Source organism: Actinosynnema sp. NPDC053489, from assembly GCF_044544865.1.
Taxonomy (GTDB): Bacteria; Actinomycetota; Actinomycetes; order Mycobacteriales; family Pseudonocardiaceae; genus Actinosynnema.
Map to the genome: position 1 here is coordinate 225232 of NZ_JBITXT010000004.1, position 24295 is coordinate 249526.

Consider the following 24295-nt stretch of genomic DNA (forward strand, 5'->3'; position numbering starts at 1 on the left):
GGCGGTCAGGGCGAGCCGATGGCCCTGGTGATGGAGTCGAGCACGCCGGGGAACCGGTGCTCCATCTCCTCGCGCCGCAGCTCGTGCGTGCGGTAGCTGCCCTGCGGCGTCACCCGCAGCACGCCCGCCTCCCGCAGCACCTTCAGGTGGTGCGACAACGTCGACATGCTCACCGGCACGTCGAACTGCCCGCAGACGATCCCACCCGACCGGGCGAGCTCGGCGACGATCCGCAGCCGCACGGGGTCCGCGAGCGCGCTCAGCACCGTGGGGAGTCGGAGGTCCTCCACGTCCGGGTGTTGTAGGGCGCGCACGGTTTCGCATAGTAGCGACCCTGGTCAAGGGGTCTATTAGTCCACACTGAAGGTATTAAAACTTTCAAGCATGTTAAGGTGGCGCGGTGACGTTGCCTGAGCCGGTGCGCGCCGGGCTCGACCGCGTGCGGCACGCGGCGCTGGTCGACCACGCGGCCTTGGAGCAGGTGCGGCGCCGCTTCGACGACGAGCAGGCCGAGGCGTTGGCGGGCTACCTGCGGGCCGCCCAGTCGGCGAACACCCTGCGCGCCTACCGGTCGGACTGGGTGGCGTGGGCCGCCTGGTGCGAGGCCGAGGGCCGCACGGCGCTGCCGGCCGACCCGGTCGACGTCGCGGTGTACCTGGCGGTGGCCGCGGACGCTACCAGGCCCGACGGCTCCCCCGCGTTCGGGCCGTCCACTTTGGAGCGCAAGGCGGCGGCGATCGCGGCGGTGCACGCGGCGGGCGGCCTCCCCTCCCCCACCCGCTCGGACGTCGTGCGGTTGACGCTGCGCGGTGTCCGCCGCACCCGGCAGGCGCAGCCCCGGCGCAAGCGACCCGTGCTGCTGGGCACCCTGGAGGCGTTGCTGGCGGAGCTGCCGCCCCCGGGGTGGCCCACGGGCGCGGCCCGGCGGCGGGACGCGCTGCTGCTGCTGGTCGGGTTCGCGGGCGCGTTGCGGCGCAGCGAGCTGGCGGCCGTGGCCCTGGAGGACGTGGCCGTGGACGCCGACCCGCGCACGCACGAGCCGCTGCTGCTGGTCGAGCTGGGCGTGACGAAGACCGACCGGACCGGCGCGCAGCGGCAGCGGGTGGTGCTGCCCCGCGGGGCGCGGCGGCCGACGTGCCCCGTGTGCGCGTTCGCGGACTGGGTGGACGTGCTGACGGCGGCGGACCCGCGGGCGGTGCTGGAGCACGAGGGCGACCCGGGGACGACGCACCGCTGCCACTCCTACCGGCCGGTCGCCGCGCGCGGGCCGCTGTTCCCGTCGGTGAGCCGGCACGGGCGGTTGGGCGGGCGGTCCATGTCGGACCGGGCGGTGTCGGACGTGGTGAAGCGGTACGCGGCGCGGGCGGGGCTGGACCCGGCGCTGTTCGGCGGCCACTCGTTGCGGGCCGGGTTCGCGACGCAGGCGGCGCTGGGCGGCGCGAGCGACCGGGAGATCATGCGGCAGGGCCGCTGGACGAACCCGCGCACGGTGCACCGCTACATCCGCACCGCCAACCCGCTGGAGGACAACGCCGTCACCCGCCTCGGACTGTGACCGAGAGCGCACACCCGGTCGTTAACTTCTCACACCACCCGTCCGTCCGGACGGGACCGAACGGGCCGGCGGATTAGCGCGCCTGACGTCTTGCGCGGTTTGTTTCCGTGGTGTTTCCACCCGCGTTGAGCTGCGGTTATCCCCGCGCCACCGGCGTCGGGCGGCGGGCTGACCTGCGCGGGCGTCCCGGCGGGCGCCGGCGTCCGGCCCGCGGGAGGGCGTTTACCCGGCCGTTGTCGCCAATACGATCGTCCCCACGAGGCCGCCCGCCCCGGCCAAGCGCACCGTGGCCCCCGGACTACCCTGCACTGTCCGGGGGCCACGCGGTGCCTCTCCGCCTCGCGGGGGTCACGCGCCGGTGGTGCCGCCCACGACCGCGTCGGACGACGGCGGCTGCTCCGCCTTCTCCGGCGGCGGCACGAGCGCGGACAGGTCGCCACCGTTGTCGTTGACCCGCAGCACGAACGGCCGGGTCTCGGTGTACTGGACGACCGACACCGACGCGGGGTCCACGACGATGCGCTGGAAGCCGTCGAGGTGCACGCCCAGGGCGTCGGCCAGCACGGACTTGATGACGTCGCCGTGGCTGCACGCGAGCCACACGGCGCGGGGGCCGTGCTCGGCGGTGACGCGGGCGTCGTGGGCCCTGATGGCGGCCACGGACCGGGCCTGCACGGCGGCGAGGCCCTCGCCGCCGGGGAACACCGCGGCGGAGGGGTGCTGCTGCACGACCGCCCACAGCGGTTCCTCGAGCAGGTCCTTGATCCCCCGGCCGGTCCACTGGCCGTAGTCGACCTCGGCGAGGTCGGGTTCGACGACCGGTTCGAGGCCGCGGTCGGCGAGCAGGGGCGCGAGGGTCTGCCGGCAGCGGTCCAGCGGCGAGGTGACCGCGGCCGCGAGGGGGATGCCGGCGAGCCGGGCGACCAGCGCCGCGGCCTGCTCCACGCCCCGGTCGGACAGGGCGACGCCGGGTTGGCGGCCCGCGAGGACGCCCGCTCCGTTGGCGGTGGAGCGGGCGTGTCGCAGCAAGATCACGGTAGCCACGGTGGCCACCCTATGTCGGGTTGATGAGTCCCATCGACAGCAGCCCCATCAGGACGATGCCCAGCAGCAGCCGGTACCACACGAAAGCGGAGTAGCTGTGCTTGGAGACGTAGCGCAGCAGCCACGCGATGGTGGCGTAGCCGACGACGAACGACACCACCGTGGCGACGATCATCTGGGGCACGGAGGCGGCGTTGGGCTCGGCCCGGTCGAGCACGTCGGGGATGCTGAACAGGCCGGCGCCGAACACGGCGGGCAGGGCCAGCAGGAACGAGTAGCGGGCGGCGGAGGGGCGGTCCAGCCCGAGGAACAGGCCCGCGGTGAGGGTGCCGCCCGAGCGGGACACGCCGGGGATCAGGGCGAGCGCCTGGGCCAGGCCCATGCCGATCGCGTCCTTGAGCTGGAGCTTGTTCCGCACGTGCTGGGCGAACTGGTCGGCCAGGCCCAGCAGGAGGCCGAACACCACCAGCACGGTGGCGGTGATCCACAGGTTGCGCAGCGACGAGCGGATCTCGTCCTTGAACAGGAAGCCCAGCACGGTGATCGGCACCGAGCCGATGATCACGTACCAGGCCATCCGGTAGTCCTCGGTGGCGCGCGCGGCCCGGCTGAACAGGCCCTTGAACCAGGCGGCGAGGAAGTTGCCGATGTCCTTGGCGAAGTAGATCAGCACGGCGACCTCGGTGCCGAGCTGGATCACCGCGGTGAAGGAGGCGCCAGCGTCGTTGCCGAAGAAGAGTGTGGAGACGATCCTGATGTGACCGGACGAGGAAATGGGCAGGAATTCCGTTAGTCCTTGGACCAGTCCGAGGACGATGGCCTGCAACCAGCTCAACTACCCACTCCCGCCAGATCCAGAGCTTCGGTCGCCGTGCGGAGCGCGGCGATCCCCTGCTCGAGATCTTGCAGCATGGGCGAGAGGGTGAGTGTGGTGACCCCCGCTTCGGCGTAGGCGCGCATCCGGTCGGCGATGCGCTCCTTGCTCCCGAGCAGCGAGGTGGCGTCGAGGAAGTCGGCGGGCACGGCCGCCATGGCGCCCTCGTAGTCCTTGGCCAGGTAGCGGTCCTGGACCTCGGCGGCCTCGGCGGCGAAGCCCATGCGCGCGGCGTTGTCGTTGTAGAAGTTCTTCTGCCTGCTGCCCATGCCGCCGACGTAGAGCGCGGCGTAGGGGCGGACGCGGTCGGCGCAGGCGCGCCAGTCGTCGCCGACGACCATCGGGACGGTGGCGGCGACGTCGAACCCGTCGAGGGTCTTGCCGGCCTTCTCGCGGCCCGCCCTGAGCGAGGCCAGGACGTCGCCGGAGTGGTCGGGCGACAGGAACAGGGCGAGCCAGCCGTCGGCGATCTCGCCGGCGAGTTCGACGTTCTTGGGACCGACGGCGGCCAGGTAGACGGGGATGTGCTCGCGGACCGGGTGCACGGTGAGGGTGAGGGCCTTGCCGGGGCCGTCGGGCAGCGGCAGCGTGTAGTGCTCGCCGTCGTAGCGCAGCCGGTCGCGGCGCAGGGCGGCGCGGACGATGTCGACGTACTCCCGGGTGCGGCCCAGGGGCTTGTCGAACCGGACGCCGTGCCAGCCCTCCGAGACCTGCGGGCCGGAGACGCCCAGGCCCAGGCGGAACCGGCCACCGGACAGGGAGTCCAGGGTGGCGGCGGTCATCGCGGTCATGGCGGGCGTGCGCGCCGGGATCTGCAGGATCGCGCTGCCGACGTCGACGCGCTCGGTCTGCGCGGCCACCCACGCCAGCACCGTGGGCGCGTCCGACCCGTACGCCTCGGCGGCCCACACCACCGAGTAGCCCAGTCGGTCGGCTTCCCTGGCCAGTTCGAGGTTCGCGGCGTCGTTGCCCGCGCCCCAGTACCCGAGGTTCAGTCCCAGTCGCACGACCCGGACCCTACCGTTCGGTAACCTGCTCCGCCAGGGCGGTGTGCCCCGATCGTGGCGGTATCCGGGCTTGACGCGAGGCGTGCCACGGCCCGCCGGTGAGTCGATCACCCCTTAGGCTCCCCCGCGTGGAACAGCGATACCTCGGGCGCAGCGGACTGCGGGTGTCCCGGATGGCCCTGGGCACGATGACCTGGGGCCGCGACACCGACGCGGACGAGGCGGCCACCCAGCTGCTGGCGTTCGCGGAGGCGGGCGGCACGCTGGTGGACACCGCCGACGTGTACGTGGAGGGCGAGAGCGAGCGCATCCTGGGCGGCCTGCTGGGCGAGGTCGTGCCGCGCGACGAGCTGGTGATCGCGACGAAGGCGGTGGCCCGGCGCAACGACGGCCCGTTCGGCGGCGGCGCGTCGCGCGGGGCGCTGCTGCACGCCCTGGACGGGTCGCTGCGCCGGTTGGGCGTGGAGCACGTCGACCTGTGGCAGCTGCACGCGTGGGACCCGAACGTCCCGCTGGAGGAGACGCTGTCGGCGCTGGACGCGGCGGTGTCGTCGGGCCGGGTCCGCTACGCGGGTGTGTCGAACTACTCGGGCTGGCAGCTCGGCACGGCCGCGGCGCTGCCGGGGCACACGCCGCTGGTGTCGACGCAGGTGGAGTACTCGCTGCTGGAGCGGGGCGTGGAGCGGGAGGTGGTGCCGGCGGCGCAGCACCACGGGATCGGGCTGCTGCCGTGGGCACCGCTGGGCCGCGGGGTGCTGACCGGCAAGTACCGCAACGGCACGCCGTCGGACTCGCGGGGCGCGTCGGCGCACTTCGCGGGCTACGTGGAGCAGCACCGCACGGAGCGGGCGGCGCGGATCGTGCAGGCGGTGGCCACGGCGGCGGACGGGTTGGGCACCAACGCGCTGTGCGTGGCGCTGGCGTGGGTGCGCGACCGGCCGGGCGTGGTCGCGCCGGTGGTGGGCGCGCGGGACACCGCCCAGCTGCTGGGGTCGTTGGCGGCGGAGGAGCTGACGCTGCCGCCGGCGATCCGGGCGGCGCTGGACGACGTCAGCGCGGTCGAGTTCGGCTACCCGGAACGCCCGCTGGGCTGACCCGGGCTCATCCCTGCGGCGCGCCGTCCACGAGCCGGAGCCACTCCCGCACCCCGTCGAGGCGGTCCTCCAGCCAGGTGGCGACGTCGGCGGCGAGGTCCAGGGCGCGCGGCGTGCGGACCTGGCCGGCGAGGTGTTCCACGAGGGTCTGGATGCGCCGCACGGGCGGCGGGTGGTTGCCGGCGAACGGCACGACCACGCCCAGCTCGTCGGCCAGCCGGTCGGCGACCTCGTGCAGGAACAGCACCAGCAGGACCGCGCCGACCAGGCACGGCTCGTAGGCCTCCAGCTCCCGGGGCCCGAGGTCGTCCAGGGAGCGCAGCATGATCACCGCGGCGATCCGGTCGGCCTCGTGCTCGCGGGGCCAGCCGACGGACCGCGCGTCCAGCGCCCCGACGGGGGTGTCGGGGTCGGTGCGGCGGCCGGCGTTGACCAGGTGCCCGGCCAGCAGGTGCGCCGCTTCGTGCGCCAGCACGAACTGGGTGCCGCGCCGCGCCATCAGCGAGACCAGCGCGGCCCGCTGCCCGGACAGCCGGGGCAGCCGCCGCGCCCCGACCGCGCCGTTGCCGTACAGGTGGGCGTTGAGGGCCTCGGCCAGCGCGAAGGACGCCTGCTCCGGGGTGAGCAGCGGCGGGGAGCCGTAGTTGGGCAGGGCCGCGGTCATGATCGTGAGCGCGGCGCCGAGCAGGTCCAGCAGGGAGCTGTTGACCAGCACCAGCAGACCGCGACCGGGCACGGGCACGCTGAGCCCGTCCAGGGTGCCGGTGGGGAACACGCCCGCGAGCACCGGGGTCGTGGTGTCCCAGCCGGCCAGGCGCGCCAGGTGCAGCACCTCGGGTTGCAGGGCGTCGAGGGTGTGCTGCTGCTCGCGCAGGCGGGCCGGGTGGTAGGCGGCGGGCCGCACCCGCACCTCGACCAGCCGGGCGAGCCGGTCCCCGTGCGGATCGGCGGCCACCTGGGTCCAGGTGTGGTAGCGCTCGGTGCCGGCGGCGGGCCCGGCCGGCGCGTCGAGGTGGTCGACCACCCTCCGGTCGCGCAGCAGCCGCACGTGCCGGTCCCGCAGCTCCTCGACGGTCATCGCGACGCCTCCCCGTTCACCTGGGATGGTCGTCGCGACGGGGCCCGCCGTACGGTCGCGGGCCGACTATCACCTTCCCGGACCAACGACAACACCCGCCCCCTGCGTGACGGCGGCGGCCCGGTGATGGATGCTGGGAGGGCTGAACGGGGTCGACTGGGAGGTCCGACGTTGCGCCGACTGGCGGCGGTAGTGCTCACCGGGGTCGCTCTGGTCTCGGGCTGCGCGACCGAGGAGAACCCGTCGGACCCGCTGCAGCTCGCGGCCACGTTGGAGCCCGCGCGGCCCGCGTCCGCGCCCCCGCAGGAGGCGGTCCCCGAGGGTCGCGTGCTGCCGCTCGGGCGGGTGACGGCGGTCGCCGCGGCGGGTGGTCGGGTGGCCGTGGCGCTGGCCGATCCGCCGGCGGTGGCGCTCTACCCGGCCGAGGCCGTCGGTGACCCGGTCGTGGTGCCGTTGCCCGGTCCGGCGGAACGCCTGGTCACCGTGGGTGACGCGGTGGAGGCGGTGGTCCCCGCGGGTGCCGTCGTGACCGTGCGGCCGGACGGGACGACCTCTCAGCGGGCGGTCGACGGCGCGCCGGTGGATGTGGCGCGGGTGGGCGACCGGACGCTGGTGGCCCAGCGCGACCTGCGGCAGGTGTCGGTGGACGGGCACGTGGTGCGCGGCATCTCCAGCCCGGACCGGCTGGTCGCGGTGGGCGGCGCGGCGGTGGTGCTGGACCGGCCGCGCAGCGCGGTGTTCGACCTCGACCCGACCGCGGACGGCCCCGGCGCGGGGTTGCGCGCGGGCGAGGGCGCGACGAACGCGGTGGCCGACCGGTTCGGCCGGGTGTTCGTGGTGGACACGCGCGGCGGTGAGCTGATGGCGTTCTCCACCGGGCCGTTGATCATGCGGTTGCGCTACCCGGTGCCGGGCGCGCCGTACGGGATGGCCTACGACGAGCGGCGTGACCTGCTGTGGGTCACGCTCACCGAGCGCAACGAGGTCGTGGCGTTCGACGTGGCCGGCGCGGAGCCGGTCGAGCGGCACCGGTACGCCGCGGTCCGGCAGCCGGACTCGGTGGCGGTTGACCCAGGCAGCGGGCGCGTGTTCGTCGCGTCCGGGGACGGCGCAGGGATGCAGGTGATCGGATGACGGGCGAAGGGGTGGTCGACGGGGACTGGGAGTACCGGCCGCTGCGGTTGCCGGCCGGTGTCTCCCGTCGCACGGCGACGACGCAGTTGGCGATCCACGCCGAGTTCGCCGGGTGGGAGCTGTCGCGGACGTTGTTGTTCGGCGACGGTTCCCGCAAGGTGTGGCTGCGGCGCAAGCGCACGGCCGCGGTGGTGCCGGGCGTGATCACCTAGGACCGCGGTCCCGGGCACGGCACCGCTTCGGCGGTGGCGTCGCGTCCGCTCGGGGATCGACCACCACACCTGTGGTACCACAGGTGTGGTGAAGCGGGCTCGAACTGCGGTTATGACCGGCTTCGGTCCGCTGTGGACTACGCCCGCACGAGGGTGCGGAGCGCGAGGGCGGCCACCTCGTGCAGCTCCTCGCGGGTGCGACCGGCCGCCGCCTGCACCGCGATGCCGTCGGTGACGGTGTGGACCAGGCGGGCGAGGGTGGCGGGATCGCAGCCCGCGGGCAGGTCCGCCGCCTGCTCGAACCGGCGGCGCAGGGCCGTCTCGGCGGCCATCCGGCGGGCGATGGCGGCCTGGCGCGCCGAGGCGGAGCCGGGGTCGCAGGAGTGGACGCCGTGCACGGTGAGGCAGCCGGGCGGGGTGCGGGGCCCGGCGGTCAGCTCGACCGCGCCGCGCACCAGTCGTTCGACGACCTCCGCGACCGTGGGAGCGGTCAGCGCCTCGGCGGCGTACGCGCCGGGGCCGGCCGCGTAGCGGTCCAGCACCTTGGCGAACAGCTCCTCCTTGTTGCCGAACGCCGCGTACAGGCTGGGCCGGTTGATGCCCAGCGCGGTCGTGAGGTCGGTGAGCGACGTGCCCTCGTAGCCCTGCCGCCAGAACACCTCCAGGGCGCGGTCGAGCTCGGCGTCGGCGTCGAAGGACCTCGGACGTCCGCCTGCCATGCCCCTCCCCTGTTCCGTACCCGTCGATACGGTACTGCGTTGAGCTCCCGCCCGGCGTGCCCTAGTTTCATACCAAACGGTACACAAATGGGGGTGCGCGTGATCGACGTCGGAGTGGTCGGGGCGAGCGGGTGGGCGGCCGTGTCGCACCTGCCGGCGCTGGCGGGCCTGGCGGGGTTCCGGATGGCGGCGGTGGCCACGACCAGGCAGGACAGCGCGGACCGGGTGGCCGCCGCCCACGGCGTGCCGCTGGCGTTCGCCGATGCGGCGGAGCTGGTCGCGCACCGGGACGTGGACCTGGTCGTGGTGTCGGTGAAGGCTCCGGAGCACGCGGGGCTGATCAGGTCCGCGCTGGCAGCGGGCAAGCACGTGCTGTCGGAGTGGCCGCTGGCCGTCGGGCCGGACGAGGCCGAGGAGCTGGCCGCGCTCGCGTCGTCCGCCGGGGTGGTGCACGCGGTGTGCCTGCAGGGGTACTGGTCCCCCGACGCGCGGTTCGTCGCGGACCTGCTCGCCGGAGGCCGGGTGGGCCGGGTGGAATCGGTCGCCCTGTCGGCGTCGGGCGCGCCGTTCGGGGGCGGCTGCCTGCCCCCGGAACTGGCGTGGACCACCGACCCGGCCGGCGGCACGTCGATCGTGACGATCATGGCCGGTCACTTCCTGGCGATGCTGGAGCACGTGGCCGGCGGGTTCGCGGAGGTGTCCGCGCGGCTGCCCCGGCGGCACGACCGGATCGTGGTCGCGGGCCGTGCCGTCCCCAACCGGCTGCCCGACGAGGTGCTGGTGGAGGGCGTGCTGCGGGACGGGGCGACGGCGTCCCTGCGGGTGCGCGGCGGTTGCGGGAGCCCTGACGGGTTCGCGCTGGAGGTGGTCGGTTCCCGGGGCGTGCTGACCGCGGCGCCCACGCGCCCGGACCACTACCCGCACTGGACCGCGTGGGACGTCCGGGTCGACGGTGCGCCGGTCCGGGTGCCCGACGCCTACCGGGGCACGCCGTTCGGCCCGGACGATGGTCCGGTCGCGGGCGTCGCGGAGCTGTACCGGGAGGTCGGCCGGGCGGTGGCGGAGAACCGCCGCCCGCACCCGGACTTCCACACCGCCGCCCGGCTGCACCGGCTGCTGGCGACCGTCGAGGCCGCCGCCGGGACCGGTGGTCGGCTGCCGATCCCCTAGCCGGTGGCGCGTCGCCGAGACCCGACCACCAGGGCAACGCGATCCCGGCGGACTCCGGCTGCTGGGGCGGCTCGCTCACCGGACGGGCCCGGCCGGTGCGGCTGGTGCGGCCGGTCGGCTGGTGCGGCCGGTCGGGGGCGGTGCGCTCGGTCGGCTGGTGCGCTCGGTCGGGGGCGGTGGCGGGGCCGGCAGTGGCGTGGTCGGCTTTGGTTCGGTCGGCTTTGGTTCGGTCGGGTCGGGTTCGGGTGTCGGCGGCCGTCAGTCGGTGTCGGTGAGGGCGGCGGCCGGGTCGCGCTGCGGGGTGCCGGTCGGCCACCAGGTGCCGTCGGTGTCCCGGTAGGGGAACCAGCGGCCGTCGGGGGCCAGGCGGAGCTGCCGGGTACCCACGGTCCAGCGGTTGCGCCACACCGCCGGTTCCGGCAGTTCGCCGCCGGACCAGGCGGCGCGGGCGCGGGCGGTGGCGGCCTTGTCCGGGGTCCACGGCCGTTCGAGCACGTCGAGTGCGGTGGCCCCGCCTTGCTGCCAGGCCCGCACGGCGCGCGGGTCGACGTCGAGGCGGTCCCGCAGGGCGGGCTGGGTGGCGGCCAGGCGCACGCGGTCCTGGCGGTCGTCCGACGCGGGCCACCGGCCGGTGGCCAGCACCGCGCGGGCCTTGGCGGCGGCGTCGGCGACGAGCAGCCGCAGCACGTCCACGTCGAGGCCCGCCACGGGTTCGAACTCCGGCAGCGGCCCGAGGTCGGCGGGCGGCGGGTCGTCGGGCAGGTCCCGGACGGGTTCCGCGTAGGCGGCGGTGGCGAGGACGCCGGCGGTGGGGCGCGCTCCGGCGATCACCTCGTCCCGGTCGCGCCCGCGCAGCAGCAACAAGACCCACGGGTCCGCGTCGAGCAGCCAGGACGCCTGGTGGCACAGGGCGGCGGCGTGGCGGCACGGCAGCTCCCAGCCGGGGCAGGTGCACTCGGTGTCGAGGTCGCCGATGCCGGGCAGCAGCGGCACCCCCGCGTCGGCGGCGGCGTCGGCGAGTTCGCGGGGCATCTCCCGGTCCAGCAGCGCGGCCAGGTGACCCGCCTTGGCGGCGACCTGCCCGAGGAACCGGTGCCACTCGCCGTCGGTGAGCTGGGTGACGTGGACGACCGTGTGGTGGGTGTCGTCGGTGTCGTAGACGGTGGCCGTGATCCGACCCGGGCTGACGGTGATGGTGTCGACCAGGCCGGCGTGGGCGTACTTGCGGCCCTGGCGCAGCGGCGCCTGGTCCAGCGCGGTGTCCTCCAGCGCCCGCAGCCACGCCTTGCCCCACCAGGAGCGGGCGTGGCGGACGCCCTTGCCGAACGCGGGGAAGCCCTTGACGCGGTCGTTCACGTGCCCCTCCTGAGTTCGACCAGGTTGCCCAGCTCGTCGTCGGACAGCTCGGTGAACGCGGCGTCACCGCGGGCCAGGACGGCGTCGGCGAGGTCGCGCTTGGCCCGCAGCATCGCGGCGATGCGGTCCTCGATGGTGCCCTCGGCGATGAGCCGGTGCACCTGCACGGGCCGGGTCTGCCCGATGCGGTGGGCGCGGTCGGTGGCCTGGTCCTCCACGGCGGGGTTCCACCACCGGTCGTAGTGCACGACGTGGTCGGCGCGGGTGAGGTTCAGGCCGGTGCCGGCGGCCTTGAGGGACAGCAGGAACACCGGGCACTCGCCGTCCTGGAAGCTGCGCACCAGCTCCTCGCGGGCGGCGACGGGCGTGCCACCGTGCAGGAGCCCGCTCGCCACGCCGCGGTCGGCGAGGTGGCGTTCGATGAGCCGGGCCATGGCGACGTACTGGGTGAACACCAGCACCGCGCCGCCCTCGGCGAGGATCGTGTCCAGCAGCTCGTCCAGCAGCTCGAGCTTGCCCGACCGGCCGGCGAGCCTCGGCGAGGTCTCCTTGAGGTACTGGGCGGGGTGGTTGCAGACCTGCTTGAGCCCGGTGAGGAGCTTGACGATCCGACCCCGGCGGGCGATGCCGTCGGCTTCGCGGACCTCGGCCATCAGCTCCCGCACGACCGCCTCGTAGAGCGCGGCCTGCTCGCGGGTGAGCGCGACGGGCCGGTCGGTCTCGGTCTTCGGCGGCAGCTCGGGCGCGATGCCCGGGTCGGTCTTGCGGCGGCGCAGCAGGAACGGCCGCACCAGCCGCGCGAACCGCTGGGCCGCCTCGGGGTCGCGGTCGCCCTCGATCGGCCCGGCCCAGCGGGCGCGGAACCGGGCCAGGGTGCCGAGCAGGCCGGGCGTGGTCCAGTCGAGGATCGCCCACAGCTCCGACAGGGTGTTCTCGACGGGCGTGCCGGTCAGGGCGACCCGGGCGCGGGCGGGGATGCGGCGCAGCGCCTTGGCGGTGTCGGAGGCGGGGTTCTTGACGTGCTGCGCCTCGTCGGCGACGACCAGGCCCCAGTCGACGTCGGCCAACCGGTCGGCGTCCAGGCGCATGGTGCCGTAGGTGGTGAGCACGAAGCCCTCGTCCGCGAGGTCGCGGCGGGGCCCGTGGAAGCGGCGGACCGGCACGCCGGGCGCGAACCGCTCGACCTCGCGCTGCCAGTTGCCCATCAGCGACGCGGGGCACACGACCAGGGTCGGCCCGGGCTCGCGCTGCGCGCGGTGCAGGTGCAGCGCGATGAGGGTGACCGTCTTGCCCAGGCCCATGTCGTCGGCCAGGCACGCGCCCAGGCCCAGCGACGTCATGCGGTCCAGCCACCGCAGGCCGTGCAGCTGGTAGTCCCGAAGGGTCGCCCGCAACCCCGGCGGCGGACCGACGGGATCGCCGTCGAGGTCGGCCAGGCGGGACCGCAGCTCGTCCAGCCAACCGGTGGCGACCACCTCGACCTCGACGCCGTCGACGTCGGTCGTGCCGGTGAGGGCCGCGCCGAGCGCGTCGATCGCGGTGAGCGGCTTGAGGGCGCGCTCCCGGGCGCGGCGGGCCAGTTCGGGGTCCACCAGGGTCCACCGGTCGCGCAGCCGCACGACGGGACGAGTGGCCTCGGCGAGGCGGTCCAGCTCCTCGGGGGTGAGCGGGTCGTCGCCCAGGGCGAGCCGCCAGTCCACGGAGGTGAGCTGCTCGGGCCCGAAGAACGCGGGCCGGTCGGCGGGCCGGTCGCCCACGACGACCTTGGCCGACAGGTCGCGCACCAGGTCCTTGGGCCAGTGCACGTCCACGCCGGCGCCGGCCAACCGGACCGCGCCGGTGGTGAGCAGGTCCACGACGTCGGCGTCCGGGAGGGTGATCCGGTCGGGCACGGGCCGGTCCAGCAGCCGTTCCAGGGGCGACCAGGCACGGGCGGCGCGGCGCAGCGCGACCATCGCGTCCGCGCGGGACCGCTGGTTGGCCGACGCCCACAGCTCCGCGGCGTCGACCACGCGCCCCGGGTCGGCGAGGCTGTGCACCTGCACGACGGCGCCGAACGGGTCGTGGCCCTCGACCCGCAGCGAGATGCGCACGCCTTGGTCCGCCCACTCGCGCAGGTGCGGCACGCGCTGGGGGGCGGTCGCGGCGAACGCGGGCGCCCCGGCGGCGTGCACGGCCGCCGCACCGCGCGGCATGGTGTCGGCCACGGCGTCGAGGAACGCGCGCAGCAGCGGCTCCGCCTCCGGCAGCTCCAGCGGGTCGCGGCCCGGCAGCGGCACCGCCCGGGCCGCCGCGGGCATCGCCTCGGCCAGCGCCCGGACGCGGGCGTGGTCGGCGGCGTCGAGCGGACCGAGCAGCCAGGCGTCGAAGTCCCCGTCCGTGACCGCGGGCCGCACCCGACCGCGGGCCACGAGCTGCAACGCCACCACCACGGCCGCACCCCAGAACGCGGTCGCCGGGTGGGCGCCGGACGCGCGGCGGGCCCGGCTGAGCAGCGGGACGGCCTCCGACACCGGCAGCCGCAACGCCGGGACCACCGACCGCGCGCCGTCGGGGGTGGCGATCGTGAGCCGGTCGGGACCCGGCGCGTCCGACGGCGCGTCGTGAGCCGGGTAGAAGGTGATCGTCGACGTGCGCGGCGGGTCGGCGGCCTCGAAGACGGCCGCACACCGCTCCAACCCTGTGTTCAGCGCTCCCCCTCGCTATTCAAGTTTGAGCATAGCCCAACTCCCGGGCTCACCGGGCGATCCCGGCTCCCCCGCCATCGGGTACGCGCCCGACGACAGGCGCTCGACCAGCCCCCGCGTCCACTCCGCCCCACTGGCCGCGGTGTGCTCCCACAACCCGAACAGCTCCCCCACGTGCGGCGGCCCACCCCACCCCCGCGCCCGCTCGCGCGCCGCGTCTCGCCGGGCCTCCAACTCCGCCAACCGCTCGGTCAGCAACCCCACGGCCTCCTCCCGCGACAGCGACGGCAGCAGCGCCAACCCCGCCGCCAGCAGGTCCGGCCGCGTCTCCGGCCGGCGCACCGCGTCCCGCAACAGCACCCGGTACTCGCCCTCGCCCTTCGCGGTGATCGCGTAGTCCGTGCGACCCGGCGGCACGGCGTGGTCCACCAGGCAACCGTCCCTGGTGAGCTGCTTGAGCGCGTGGTAGATCGACCCCCACTTGACGTTGGCCCACTCCCCCGCGCCCCACGACATCAGGTCGTTGCCGATCAGGTAGCCGTGGGCGCGCCCGTACCCGCGCACCACCCCGAGCACCAGCAGCCGTGTTGCCGACATCGCGCCCTTCGTCCCGCACCCACCCGGGTCCCGCGGGCCCGGTCACCGCGACGAGGGTAGATCGCCGAGGATGGACCCGTGACGCTCCCCGAGATCGACGACGCCGGGCGCCGCGCCCGCCTCGGCACCCGACACCTGCTCGCCACCCGCGCCGACACCGTCGAGGACGTGGCCGACGCGGTGCTCGGCCTGCACGCCACCGACCCGGCCACGGTGTTCCTGTCCGCGTGCGCCCGCCTGCGCCGACCGTCCATCGCCGAGGTCGAGGCCGCGTTCTACGAGCGGCGCACACTGGAGCGGCTGCTGTGCATGCGCCGCACCATGTTCGCCGTCACCGCCACCACCGCGCCCGTCGTGCAGGCCGCCGCCGGAGCCGCCGTCGCCGCCAAGGAGCGGCAGAAGCTGCTCGCGTTCCTCGCCGACGGCCTCGGCTGGGACGCCGACCGCCTCGCCGAGGTCGAGCGGGCCACCGTCGAAGCGCTGCGCCGCCGCGGCGAGGCGACCGCCGTCGAACTCACCCGCGACGTCCCGGCACTGCGCGAGCAGGTCGTCGTCGCACCCGGCAAGCGCTACGAGACGCGCCAGAACGTGTCCAGCCGCATCATCCGCGTCCTGGCCACCGACGGCCGGATGCGCCGCGGCCGACCCCTCGGCACGTGGCTGAGCACCCAGTTCCGCTGGGAACCCACCACGCCGTGGCCCGAACTCGACCCGGCCCGGGCCCGAGCCGAACTCGCCCGCCGCTGGCTCGCCTCCTACGGCCCCGGCACCGAGGCCGACCTGAAGTGGTGGACCGGCTGGAACCTCGGCCACACCCGCGCCGCCCTCGCCGCCACCGGCGCGGTCCCCGTCGAGCTGTCCACCGGCCCCGGCCTCGCCCTGCCCGACGACCTCGAACCCGTCGCGGAACCCGAACCCTGGGCGGCGCTGCTGCCGGCGCTCGACCCCACCCCGATGGGGTGGCAGGCGCGCGACTGGTACCTGCCCGCCCGGCACCGCCCGCGGCTGTTCGACACGGCGGGCAACGTCGGCCCGACCGTGTGGTGGAACGGCGCGGTCGTCGGCGGGTGGGCGCAGCGCGCCGACGGCGAAATCGCGTGGGAACTCCTCGATGACGTGGGCGCGGACGCGAAGGCGGCGATCACCCGCGAAGCCGACCGGGTGGCGTCCTGCCTCGACGGCGCCCGGGTGATCCCCCGCTTCAGGACCCCGCTGGAGAAGGAGCTGTCGGCCTGACCGCACCCGCCGGGACGGACCCGACCACCACGGTCGCCGACAACTCCTCGTCCGACAGCACCTCGGCGCGCAACCCGCCCCGCGCGAACGCCTCCACCGTGCCCGCCGCCTGCCGCGCCCCCGTCTCCACCAACAACCGCCCACCCGGCGCCAACCACCGCACCGCACCCGCGACCACCCGCCGCTGCACGTCCAGGCCGTCCACCCCACCGTCCAACGCCACCAGCGGCTCGTGCTCGCGCGCCTCCGACGGCATCAGCCCGATCGCCCCGCTCGGCACGTACGGCGCGTTCGCCACCACCACGTCGACCCGCCCCGCCAGCGACACCGGCAGCGGCTCGTAAAGATCACCCAGGTGCACCTCGTGCCCACCGACGTTGCGCCGCGCGCAGGCCACGGCCACCGGGTCGACGTCCACCGCGTGCAGCCGCACCCCCGGCACCCGGTCGACCACCGCCGCACCCACCGCACCGGACCCGCAGCACAGGTCGACCACCACCGCACCCGGCCGCAGCCCGGACACCGCCACCCGCACCAGGAACTCCGTGCGCCGACGCGGCACGAACACCCCGGGCTCCACCACCACCCGCGACCCGCAGAACTCCGCCCACCCCACGACGTGCTCCAACGGCAACCCGGCCACCCGCCGGGCCGTCAGCACCGCCAACTCGTCGGGATCGCGGGCGGCCTGCGCCAGCACCCGCGCCTCGTCCTCGGCGAAAACGCACCCGGCCGCGCGCAACCGCGCGACCACCTCGACCACCATCACGACGAACGCCTCTCGCGAAAACCTCCGCGAGCGCCCCTCAGACCGCCACGACGCGGCCGGGAGCGACCCGCTCTGCCCGAACGTAAATGGGTCCCACCTCCCTGAGCCGCGCGAACCGGCACACCCTATCCCACCCACGACGACGGCTCCTCGAGTCCTTGCTTCTTGGGTCTTGGTGCGCCTGTGTCGTCTCTGTCTCCATGGTTGATTGTTTCTTTTAGTCAACACTGAAGTTATTCACACTATCGAGTGAACCGGTGCCGGTGTCGCCCCGGTGGGGCGGTCGCCGTTCGGAATACCGCAGGTAGTTCCCACGGGCGGCCGATTGTCGGGTTTCGGCGGTTCCTCTAACGTTCCCGACCACGTCCGCGCGAACGTGATCGCAGAACCTCCGCTCCCCGGCCGACCCGCGCCGCACTGGGTCTGCCGGAACCCCTGCACGAGGGAGAACCCTGCAATGGGAGACGTTCGCGGATCCAGACGAGCCCTGACCGCGTTAGCCGCGGTCGCGGTGACGGTCACGGCGCTGGCCTCCGGCGCCACACCGGCCGCGGCCGAGGGGAACATCATCGGCGCCGACAACCCGTCGGCCATCAAGGACAGCTACATCGTCGTCTACAACGACGTGTCCACCCAGAGCGTCGAAGCGCGCACCGCCGACCTGAGCGCCAAGTACGACGCCAAGGTCGACTTCACCTACCGCAACGCGATCAAGGGCTTCGCGGGCACGCTGTCCGAACGCGCCGCGCGCCGCCTCGCCGCCGAGCCGGGCGTGGCCTACGTCCAGCAGAACGGCGAGGTCAAGGCGACCGGCACGCAGCCCAACCCGCCGTCGTGGGGCCTGGACCGGATCGACCAGCGCGACCTGCCGCTGGACCGGTCCTACACCTACCCCGGCGACGGCACGGGCGTCACCGCCTACATCATCGACACCGGCATCCGGACCACCCACTCCGACTTCGGCGGGCGGGCCAGCTGGGGCACCAACACCGTCGACAGCAACAACACCGACTGCAACGGCCACGGCACGCACGTCGCCGGCACGGTCGGCGGCTCGTCCTACGGCGTGGCCAAGGGCGTGCGCCTGATCGCGGTCAAGGTGCTCAACTGCTCCGGCTCCGGCTCGTTCGCCGGTGTCGCCGCAGGCATCGACTGGGTCACCGGCCACCACACCTCGGGCCCGGCCGTGGCGAACATGAGCCTCGGGGGCCAGGGCAGCGACACCACCGGCGAGACCGCGGTCCGCAACGCGATCGCCGACGGCGTGACCTTCGCGATCGCCTCGGGCAACTCCAACGCCGACGCGTGCAACTTCACCCCCGCCCGCGTCGCCGAGGCCATCACGGTCAACGCCTCGACCGACACGGACGCGCGCGCCTCGTTCTCCAACTTCGGCACGTGCACGGACATCTTCGCGCCGGGCCAGAACATCACCTCGGCCTGGAACACCAACGACACCGCCACCAACACCATCAGCGGCACGTCGATGGCCACCCCGCACGTCGCCGGTGGCGCGGCGGTCCTGCTCGGCGCCACGCCGTCGTTGACGCCCGCGCAGGTCGCCGCGGCCATGGTGGCCAACTCGACCCCGAACAAGATCACCAGCCCGGGCACCGGTTCGCCGAACCGGCTGCTGTTCGTCAACACCGGCGGCAACCCCGACCCGGGCAGCCCGTCGGTCACCCCGCCGGGCAACCAGACCGGCACCGTCGGCACCGCCGCGAGCCTCCAGCTCAAGGCCACCGGCGGCACGCCCCCGTACACCTGGTCGGCCACCGGCCTGCCGCCCGGCCTGGCGATCGCGGCCTCCAGCGGCCTGATCTCCGGCACGCCCACCACCGCCGGCACCTACACCGTCACGGCGACGGTGACCGACAGCGCGGGCAAGAAGGCGAGCGCCACGTTCACCTGGACGGTCAACCCGCCCGGCGGCTCGTGCGCCTCCCCCGGTGAGAAGCTCGTCAACGGCGGCTTCGAGAGCGGCACCACCGGGTGGTCCAACGCCACGCAGACCATCTCGACGTGGACCGGCGAGGGCGCGCCGCGCACCGGCTCCTGGTCCTCGTGGATCAGCGGCTACGGCTACACCAACACCGAGACGCTGAGCCAGACCGTCACGATCCCGGCCGGGTGCGCGAACACCACCCTGTCGCTGTGGCTGAAGATCAGCACCACGGAGTACGAGCCGCAGGTCTTCGACACCTTCACCATCCAGGCCGGTTCCACCACCCTGGCGACCTACACCAACCTCAACCCGTCCGGCTACGCCGTGCGCACCTTCAACCTGGGCGCGTTCGCGGGCCAGAGCGTCACGCTGAGCTTCACCGGCACGGAGGACTGGTCCTACCAGACCTCGTTCGTGCTGGACGACGTCTCGGTGACCGCGTCCTGATCACAGCGCGTGGGGGGCCCGTCGTCCGACCGGCCCCCCACGCCGTTCAGCTCAGCACGCGATGGGCGAGGAACCGATCGCCACGTCGTCGTACCACAGGGTGTTCGCGCCGTCGCCGTAGCTCTCCCAGCCCAGGCGCAGGTCGGTGACGGCCGGCCGCCACCCGGTCTTGGCCAGCCACTGCCGGTCGACGTCGGGCGTGGCCACGCCGTCGGCGACCAGGCCCTCGACCACCGCGCCGTTGAGCGAGGTGGACAGCCGGCCCGCCGGGTCCACGGTGAACTGCACGCAGTTCCACTGGCCGGTGGGCAGCGGCTTGCTCTTGGCCACGCCCGCCGGGCTCTGCTCCGGCAGGGTGGCGTCGTCGGACTCGCGGTTCCACTGCAGCGCCGAGTTCTGGCCGCCCATGCGCAGGTCCCTGCCGCCGTCGGCGGAGTCCTTCATCGCCATGAACGTGACGTGCGACGCCGGCAGGGCCGTGGTGTGGCGGACGTAGAACCGGCCGTGCAGGGTCGACGACCCGCTGACCGGGGTGCCGAAGAAGATGTGGTTGCAGTACCCGGACCCGCCGTTGACCCGCACCGACTTCCGGCCGCTGTGCGCGACGGAGCTGTCGACGCTGACCGTGCCCTGGCCGGTGCAGTTGGCCGCGCCGACGGTCCAGCGGCCCGACGGGGTGGACCCGTTCTGCTGCTCGAAGTCGTCGCACACCGCCGCCGAGCCGCAGCCGACCGGCGGGTTGTCGGTCGTGGTCGTCGTCGTGGTCGTGCTCGTGGTGGTGCTGGTCGTCGTGGTGGTGCTGGTCGTGGTCGTCGTCGGACCGTCACCACTGCACGAGACGCCGTTGAACGCGAAGTCGGTCGGCACCGCGTTCGTACCGCTGTAGGTGGCCTGGAAGCCGAACTGGGCGCTCGCGCCCGTGCCCAGCGTCCCGTTCCACGGCATGTTGGACGCCGTCACGACGGCGCCGGACTGCTTCACGTCGGCGCTCCAGCCGGAGGTGACCGACTGGTTGCCGGGGAAGGTCCAGGTGAGCTTCCACGAGGTGACCGGAGCGGACTGGTTGGTCACGGTCACGTTGGCGGTGAACCCGTTGGCCCACTGGTTGAGCTTGTAGTCCACGGCGCAGACGGGGGCCGCACCCGCGGTGCTGGTCCCGCCGATCACCACCAACCCGGCTATCGACACCACAGCGGCCACCGCCGCCAGAAGATTTCGCACAACAACCCCTTCGTTGTCGTTTCTGGGAGCGTTCCCAGAAACCGACTGTAACGATCCCGTCACCGCAATGGAATAGGCCGCCTGCCGCAACGGCCGCTCGGACGCGTGCCGGGCGGCCGGATCGGCCCAGCACGGTCACCAGGCCGCGCCCGCCGTCCACGCGGACGCGGTCACCGGTCCTGATCGGGTGGTGGCGTTGCCGCAGCCGACTACGGCAGGGATGCCCGGTTCCCCGGCGACGGCGGCGGCGTGCGACAGCGGGGAGCCCACATCGGTGACGATGGCAGCGACCTGCGGGAACAGCGGTGTCGAGTGGCCCCGGCGTCAACCGGGTCCGTACCGGGAACCGGGACGTCGCGCGCTCCGAGGCGGGTGGGCGCGAGTGGTCCCGGTTCCGGGTCCCGGCGCGCGGGAAAGGGGTCGGTCCCCGCGCGCCGGGCCGGGATCACAGGCCGTTGGTGAACAGCAGGCGGTTCACCGTGCTGCCCGTGCTGCCGCCGCTCACGACGTTCGGCGTGGCGTTCGCGTTGATCCAGTCGTGCACGGTGGCCGAGGGCTGGTCGCCGAACCGCTGCTTGTACAGCGCGGCCACGCCCGTCACGTGCGGCGTGGCCATGGAGGTGCCGCTCATCGTGCCCGCGCCGCCGGTGCGCACGGTCGAGACGATCAGGTTGCCCGGGGCGTAGACGTCGACGCACGGCCCCGTGCTGGAGGAAGAGGACCGGACGTCCGCGCTCGTCGACGAAGCGACCACGCTGGCGGTCTCGACCTTGCGAGGCAGGCGGTCGCACGAGTTGCCGCCCGTGTTGCCCGCCGACGTGGCCAGGAAGACGCCCGCGGCGATCATGTTGCGGATCGCGGTCTCCAGGCTGGCCGACGCGGTGAAGTTCCACGACGTGTTCGCGACCGCCGGCTTGGTGTGGTTGGCCGTCACCCAGTTGATCGCGTTGAGCGCCGCGGTGGTGGTGGCACTGCCCGAGCAGTTCATCATCTTCACGCCGTGCAGCCGCACGCCCTTGGCGACCCCGTACGTGGCCGACCCCACCGTGCCCGCCACGTGCGTGCCGTGACCGTGGCAGTCGGTGTTGTCCGTGTCGATGGCGTTGTAGTCGAACGTCGCCCGCCCGCCGTAGTCCGGGTGGCTCGGCGTGATGCCGGTGTCGATGACGTAGGCGTGGACGCCCGCGCCTGTGGAGTTGTAGGTGTAGCTCGCCGACAGCGGCAGGGCGCGCTGGTCGATGCGGTCGATGCCCCACGACGGCGGGTTGGTCTGGGTGGCGTCGAGCGCGTCGGTGACGAGCACGTCCTGCTCGATCGTGGCGACCGCCGGGTCGCGGCTGAGCTCGCGCAGCTGCGCCGGGGTGAGCTTGGCGGCGAAGCCGTGCAGCGCCGCGTCCCAGACGTGGGTCGGCGTGACGCCCGCCGCGGCGGCCACGCTCGCGCCGCCGCGGGCCGTGACGCCGAGCGAGACGATGTAGGAGTCCTTGATCGGCCGCACGGTCGCGGACGCCGTCGCGGTGATGACGGCGGCCCGGTGCGCGGGTGCGGCGGACGAGACCCCGGCGGTGAGGCCGGCGGCGGTGCACGCCACCGTCAGCACGATGAGCGTTCGGTGAAGAGGGCGCACGAGTTGGCTCCTTCGGGTGAACCCCGACGGGCGGGCCCCGACGCAGGGTTGACGGAGCCGACGGTCGCTCCCCCGAGGTTCCAACAAGCAGCCTGACCAGGTGTTATGCCGCCGTCAACGAAGGTCGGCCGGACGGCCGCCGGACCGTCACCCTCGGTGGACGTGGCGGCCAACAGGTCACGGCCGCGTCGCTCGACCGGGCGCTTGTCGCGCACCGACCGGGCCAGTGCCGGCCGGGGTCAGCGCCAGTCGGGTCAGCGCCAGTCGGGTCAGGGCGACCCCGGCCAGGACGACCGCCATCCCCACCACGACTCGCGGGGTCAGCGGCTCGTCCAGCACGACCGCCCCCAGCGCCACGGAGACGACCGGCAGGAGGTAGCCGACGGTGGCCGCGCTCGTCGGCCCCTCCTCCTCGATGATCCGGTAGTTGAGGATGAACGTGCAGCCGGTGCCGAACACCCCGAGCACCACCACCGCGACGATCGCCGTCGCGTTCGGGGTCGTCGGGGTCCGGTCGAACGGCAGCGGCAGCGCGCTCAGCCCGGTCGCGGCGACGAGCTGGGCGGCGGACACGGCGACCGGAGCGCCCTTGCCGACCAGCTTGCGGCCCATGTACGCGAACGCCACCGCGTAGGAGGCCGCCGCGCCGAGCAGCGCCACCGCGCCCGCGACCGGGACGCCGGTCCCCCGCCAGGGCGCGAAGATCAGCACCACCCCGCCGAACCCGACGACCAGGCCGAGCAGCCGCAGCGCCACCGCGCCGCGGTCCGTGCCGGTGACCAGTCCGATGAGGAGGGCGAACAACGGGGTGGTCGCGTTGAGCACGCCCGCCACCCCGGAGTCCACGGTCCGCTGCCCGACGGCGAACAGCAGGAACGGCAGCGCGTTGCAGAAGAACGCGGCGACCGCGAGGTGCCCCCAGAGCCGTCGTGGCAACCGCCGGCGGCCGAGGCGGGCCACCACCCACAGGGTGAGGGCGCCCAGCGCGCAGCGGGTCGCGGTGATCACGGCCGGCGACAGCCCGGTCAGGGCCAGTTCGATCCACAGGAACACCGAGCCCCACAGCAGGGCCAGCGCCCCCATCCGCACCACGCTTCGTCCGGTCATGGGACCACCGTGATCCACGACCGGCTTCAAGAAAAGTGAAACCTCATGACGAATCGTTAAGCCGAGCTGCAAAGTCGCCGGGCGCGGGCGCTCCCGCACCCGGCGAGGAGCCCGCTCAGCGCGTGTGGACGAACAGCCGGTCGACGCCGTGGACGATCGACGCCGCGCGGAACGCCGGGCGCTCGTCGGCCAGCCGCAGCCGGGGGAAGCGGCGCAGCAGGGCCGGGTAGGCCGCGCGCAGCTCCATCCGGGCCAGCTCCGCGCCCACGCACCGGTGCGCGCCGAAGCCGAACGCGAGGTGCGACGTGGCGGGCCGGCCCGCGTCGAAGTCGGACGCCTCCTCGCGGTTGGCCGCCGACAGCGACACCACGACGACGTCGCCCTCCTCGATCTGCTGCTCGCCGACCCGCAGCGCGTGCCGGGCGAACCGCGGGAACGCCACCTGCACCACGCTCAGGTGCCGCAGCAGCTCCTCCACCAGCGGCGCGGCAGCGGCGTCGTCGTCGCGCATCGCCGCACGCGCGGCATCGTCCTTGAGCAGCACGATCGCGCCGAGCGCGAGCATCGACGCCGTGGTGTCGAACCCGCCGGTCAGCACGCCGTCGGCGAGGCCGGCCAACTCGACGTCGCTCACGTCGTCGCCGTGCTGGCGGATGATCGAGCCGATCAGGCCGTCACCGGGCGACCGCCGCTCGCGGCGCACGATCTCCTCCATGTAGGACAGCGACTCCGAGATGGCGCCCAACGCCTGGCCCGCGCCGCCGAACAGGTCGAACCGCGCCGCCGCCAGCTCCTGGAACCGGTCGCGGTCCTCGTAGGGCACGCCGAGCAGCTCGCAGATGGTCAGCGACGGGATCGGCAGCGCGAACTCCTTGACCAGGTCGACCGGCCCGGTCGCGGTCTCCATCGCGTCGAGCCGCTCGGTGACGATCGCGTCGATGCGCGGCACGAGCCGCGACAGCCGGCGCATGGTGAACTCGGGCGTGAGCAGCTTGCGCAGGCGGGTGTGGTCGGGCGGGTCGGCGAAGCCCAGGCCGCCGGGCGACTGCTCGATCCGGCCGACCGCCGCGCCGAGCCGCGCGTAGTCGTTGCTGAACGCACCTGTGTCGGAAAGCACCTTCTTGGCTTCCTCCAGGCCGGTGACCAGCCACACGCGCAGGCCGAACGGCACCGGGATCCGGTGCACCGCACCGCTGTCCCGCATCCGCTCCAGCTCCGCGACCGGGACCACCCCGTCCCGCTTCAACGGGACCAGCGCACGGTCCGGGAGCAGCGACAACGCCCGCGAGCCGATCTTGCCCAGCACCCACCGCGTCGCCGAACGCCGTGCGACCCACGCCACCAAGCCGTCGCGCACGGACGCCAGAGTCGTCATCGAACACCCCTCTTCCCCAGATCGAATCGCCCGACGGTAAC

Annotated in this window: 22 protein-coding genes; 7 read left to right on the top strand and 15 right to left on the bottom strand. The window is 74.1% G+C overall.

The genetic code is table 11. The annotated features are described in order from the left end of the window. Positions 1–5: 5 nt before the first annotated feature. A complete protein-coding gene (locus ACIGNX_RS10805; protein ID WP_396538587.1) occupies positions 6–314 on the bottom strand; it encodes an ArsR/SmtB family transcription factor in 309 nt (102 codons plus the stop codon). A gap of 86 nt (positions 315–400) precedes the next feature. Between ACIGNX_RS10805 and ACIGNX_RS10810 the strand changes: the two genes are divergently transcribed. Beyond that, positions 401–1555: a site-specific integrase gene (locus ACIGNX_RS10810; protein WP_396538589.1), complete on the top strand. Its 1155-nt coding sequence runs from the start codon at positions 401–403 to the stop codon at positions 1553–1555. A 348-nt stretch (positions 1556–1903) separates the two neighbouring features. On the opposite strand, the gene ACIGNX_RS10815 is transcribed toward ACIGNX_RS10810, so the two are convergent. Genes ACIGNX_RS10815 through ACIGNX_RS10825 form a run of 3 tightly spaced genes read right to left on the bottom strand, consistent with a single transcriptional unit; the run spans position 1904 to position 4480 of the window. Beyond that, positions 1904–2599 (bottom strand): histidine phosphatase family protein, encoded by a 696-nt coding sequence (locus ACIGNX_RS10815; protein WP_396538591.1) that lies wholly within the window; start codon positions 2597–2599, stop codon positions 1904–1906. A gap of 10 nt (positions 2600–2609) precedes the next feature. After that, complete coding sequence (locus tag ACIGNX_RS10820) at positions 2610–3434, bottom strand: undecaprenyl-diphosphate phosphatase (protein ID WP_396538593.1); 825 nt, start codon at positions 3432–3434, stop codon at positions 2610–2612. Continuing rightward, on the bottom strand, positions 3431–4480 hold the full coding sequence (locus ACIGNX_RS10825; RefSeq protein ID WP_396538595.1) for an LLM class F420-dependent oxidoreductase: 1050 nt from the start codon (positions 4478–4480) through the stop codon (positions 3431–3433). Before ACIGNX_RS10825 ends, ACIGNX_RS10820 begins: the two co-directional genes overlap by 4 nt. A 128-nt stretch (positions 4481–4608) precedes the next feature. On the opposite strand from ACIGNX_RS10825, the gene ACIGNX_RS10830 reads away from it, so the two are divergent. Then, positions 4609–5574 (top strand): aldo/keto reductase, encoded by a 966-nt coding sequence (locus ACIGNX_RS10830; RefSeq protein ID WP_396538597.1) that lies wholly within the window; start codon positions 4609–4611, stop codon positions 5572–5574. A gap of 7 nt (positions 5575–5581) precedes the next feature. Here ACIGNX_RS10830 and ACIGNX_RS10835 read toward each other — a convergent pair whose 3' ends face one another. Beyond that, entirely contained in the window at positions 5582–6652 is a 1071-nt protein-coding gene (locus tag ACIGNX_RS10835) for a hypothetical protein (RefSeq protein WP_396538599.1), read from the bottom strand. 171 nt (positions 6653–6823) lie between these two features. On the opposite strand from ACIGNX_RS10835, the gene ACIGNX_RS10840 reads away from it, so the two are divergent. Together ACIGNX_RS10840 and ACIGNX_RS10845 are read left to right on the top strand one after the other, a co-directional pair. Beyond that, a complete protein-coding gene (locus ACIGNX_RS10840) occupies positions 6824–7786 on the top strand; it encodes a YncE family protein (protein ID WP_396538601.1) in 963 nt (320 codons plus the stop codon). Beyond that, complete coding sequence (locus ACIGNX_RS10845; protein ID WP_396538603.1) at positions 7783–7998, top strand: DUF5703 family protein; 216 nt, start codon at positions 7783–7785, stop codon at positions 7996–7998. The genes ACIGNX_RS10840 and ACIGNX_RS10845 overlap by 4 nt, the downstream gene beginning before the upstream one ends. A 137-nt stretch (positions 7999–8135) precedes the next feature. Here ACIGNX_RS10845 and ACIGNX_RS10850 read toward each other — a convergent pair whose 3' ends face one another. Continuing rightward, positions 8136–8717 carry a TetR/AcrR family transcriptional regulator gene (locus ACIGNX_RS10850; RefSeq protein ID WP_396538605.1) on the bottom strand — a complete coding sequence of 194 codons (582 nt, stop codon included), beginning with the start codon at positions 8715–8717 and terminating at the stop codon, positions 8136–8138. Between the two features lie 99 nt (positions 8718–8816). On the opposite strand from ACIGNX_RS10850, the gene ACIGNX_RS10855 reads away from it, so the two are divergent. Next, positions 8817–9887, top strand: a complete 1071-nt coding sequence (locus tag ACIGNX_RS10855) for a Gfo/Idh/MocA family protein (RefSeq protein WP_396538607.1) — start codon at positions 8817–8819, stop codon at positions 9885–9887. 258 nt (positions 9888–10145) lie between these two features. On the opposite strand, the gene ACIGNX_RS10860 is transcribed toward ACIGNX_RS10855, so the two are convergent. Genes ACIGNX_RS10860 through ACIGNX_RS10870 form a run of 3 tightly spaced genes read right to left on the bottom strand, consistent with a single transcriptional unit; the run spans position 10146 to position 14527 of the window. Then, complete coding sequence (locus tag ACIGNX_RS10860) at positions 10146–11243, bottom strand: SWIM zinc finger family protein (protein WP_396538609.1); 1098 nt, start codon at positions 11241–11243, stop codon at positions 10146–10148. Beyond that, complete coding sequence (locus ACIGNX_RS10865; protein ID WP_396538611.1) at positions 11240–13921, bottom strand: DEAD/DEAH box helicase; 2682 nt, start codon at positions 13919–13921, stop codon at positions 11240–11242. Before ACIGNX_RS10865 ends, ACIGNX_RS10860 begins: the two co-directional genes overlap by 4 nt. Before the next feature lie 24 nt (positions 13922–13945). After that, the gene (locus ACIGNX_RS10870) at positions 13946–14527 is read right to left on the bottom strand and encodes a PadR family transcriptional regulator (RefSeq protein ID WP_396538613.1); all 582 of its coding nucleotides are present in this window, start codon (positions 14525–14527) and stop codon (positions 13946–13948) included. Positions 14528–14605: 78 nt separating this feature from the next. Here ACIGNX_RS10870 and ACIGNX_RS10875 point away from each other — a divergent pair, with 78 nt between their 5' ends. Further along, complete coding sequence (locus tag ACIGNX_RS10875; RefSeq protein WP_396538615.1) at positions 14606–15763, top strand: winged helix DNA-binding domain-containing protein; 1158 nt, start codon at positions 14606–14608, stop codon at positions 15761–15763. Here ACIGNX_RS10875 and ACIGNX_RS10880 read toward each other — a convergent pair. Then, a complete protein-coding gene (locus ACIGNX_RS10880; protein WP_396539189.1) occupies positions 15729–16529 on the bottom strand; it encodes a putative protein N(5)-glutamine methyltransferase in 801 nt (266 codons plus the stop codon). The genes ACIGNX_RS10875 and ACIGNX_RS10880 overlap by 35 nt on opposite strands. A gap of 514 nt (positions 16530–17043) precedes the next feature. On the opposite strand from ACIGNX_RS10880, the gene ACIGNX_RS10885 reads away from it, so the two are divergent. Further along, positions 17044–18924 carry a S8 family serine peptidase gene (locus ACIGNX_RS10885; RefSeq protein WP_396538617.1) on the top strand — a complete coding sequence of 627 codons (1881 nt, stop codon included), beginning with the start codon at positions 17044–17046 and terminating at the stop codon, positions 18922–18924. A 51-nt stretch (positions 18925–18975) separates the two neighbouring features. Here the strand turns inward: ACIGNX_RS10885 and ACIGNX_RS10890 are convergent, their stop codons facing one another. From ACIGNX_RS10890 to ACIGNX_RS10910, 5 genes are all read right to left on the bottom strand, one after another. Beyond that, positions 18976–20145, bottom strand: a complete 1170-nt coding sequence (locus tag ACIGNX_RS10890) for a cellulose-binding domain-containing protein (RefSeq protein WP_396538619.1) — start codon at positions 20143–20145, stop codon at positions 18976–18978. Between the two features lie 135 nt (positions 20146–20280). Then, on the bottom strand, positions 20281–20415 hold the full coding sequence (locus ACIGNX_RS10895) for a PEP-utilizing enzyme (protein WP_396538621.1): 135 nt from the start codon (positions 20413–20415) through the stop codon (positions 20281–20283). A gap of 175 nt (positions 20416–20590) precedes the next feature. After that, on the bottom strand, positions 20591–21772 hold the full coding sequence (locus ACIGNX_RS10900; RefSeq protein WP_396538623.1) for a S8 family peptidase: 1182 nt from the start codon (positions 21770–21772) through the stop codon (positions 20591–20593). Between the two features lie 177 nt (positions 21773–21949). Next, positions 21950–22879: a DMT family transporter gene (locus ACIGNX_RS10905; protein WP_396538625.1), complete on the bottom strand. Its 930-nt coding sequence runs from the start codon at positions 22877–22879 to the stop codon at positions 21950–21952. 115 nt (positions 22880–22994) lie between these two features. Beyond that, positions 22995–24254 (bottom strand): cytochrome P450, encoded by a 1260-nt coding sequence (locus ACIGNX_RS10910; RefSeq protein ID WP_396538627.1) that lies wholly within the window; start codon positions 24252–24254, stop codon positions 22995–22997. Positions 24255–24295: the final 41 nt, after the last annotated feature.

Coding starts and splice junctions, on each gene's coding strand:
- ACIGNX_RS10850 (WP_396538605.1), bottom strand. CDS start 8,717: ATGGCAGGCGGACGTCCGAGGTCCTTCGACGCCGACGCCGAGCTCGAC.
- ACIGNX_RS10905 (WP_396538625.1), bottom strand. CDS start 22,879: ATGACCGGACGAAGCGTGGTGCGGATGGGGGCGCTGGCCCTGCTGTGG.
- ACIGNX_RS10910 (WP_396538627.1), bottom strand. CDS start 24,254: ATGACGACTCTGGCGTCCGTGCGCGACGGCTTGGTGGCGTGGGTCGCA.
- ACIGNX_RS10870 (WP_396538613.1), bottom strand. CDS start 14,527: ATGTCGGCAACACGGCTGCTGGTGCTCGGGGTGGTGCGCGGGTACGGG.
- ACIGNX_RS10835 (WP_396538599.1), bottom strand. CDS start 6,652: ATGACCGTCGAGGAGCTGCGGGACCGGCACGTGCGGCTGCTGCGCGAC.
- ACIGNX_RS10880 (WP_396539189.1), bottom strand. CDS start 16,529: ATGGTGGTCGAGGTGGTCGCGCGGTTGCGCGCGGCCGGGTGCGTTTTC.
- ACIGNX_RS10845 (WP_396538603.1), top strand. CDS start 7,783: ATGACGGGCGAAGGGGTGGTCGACGGGGACTGGGAGTACCGGCCGCTG.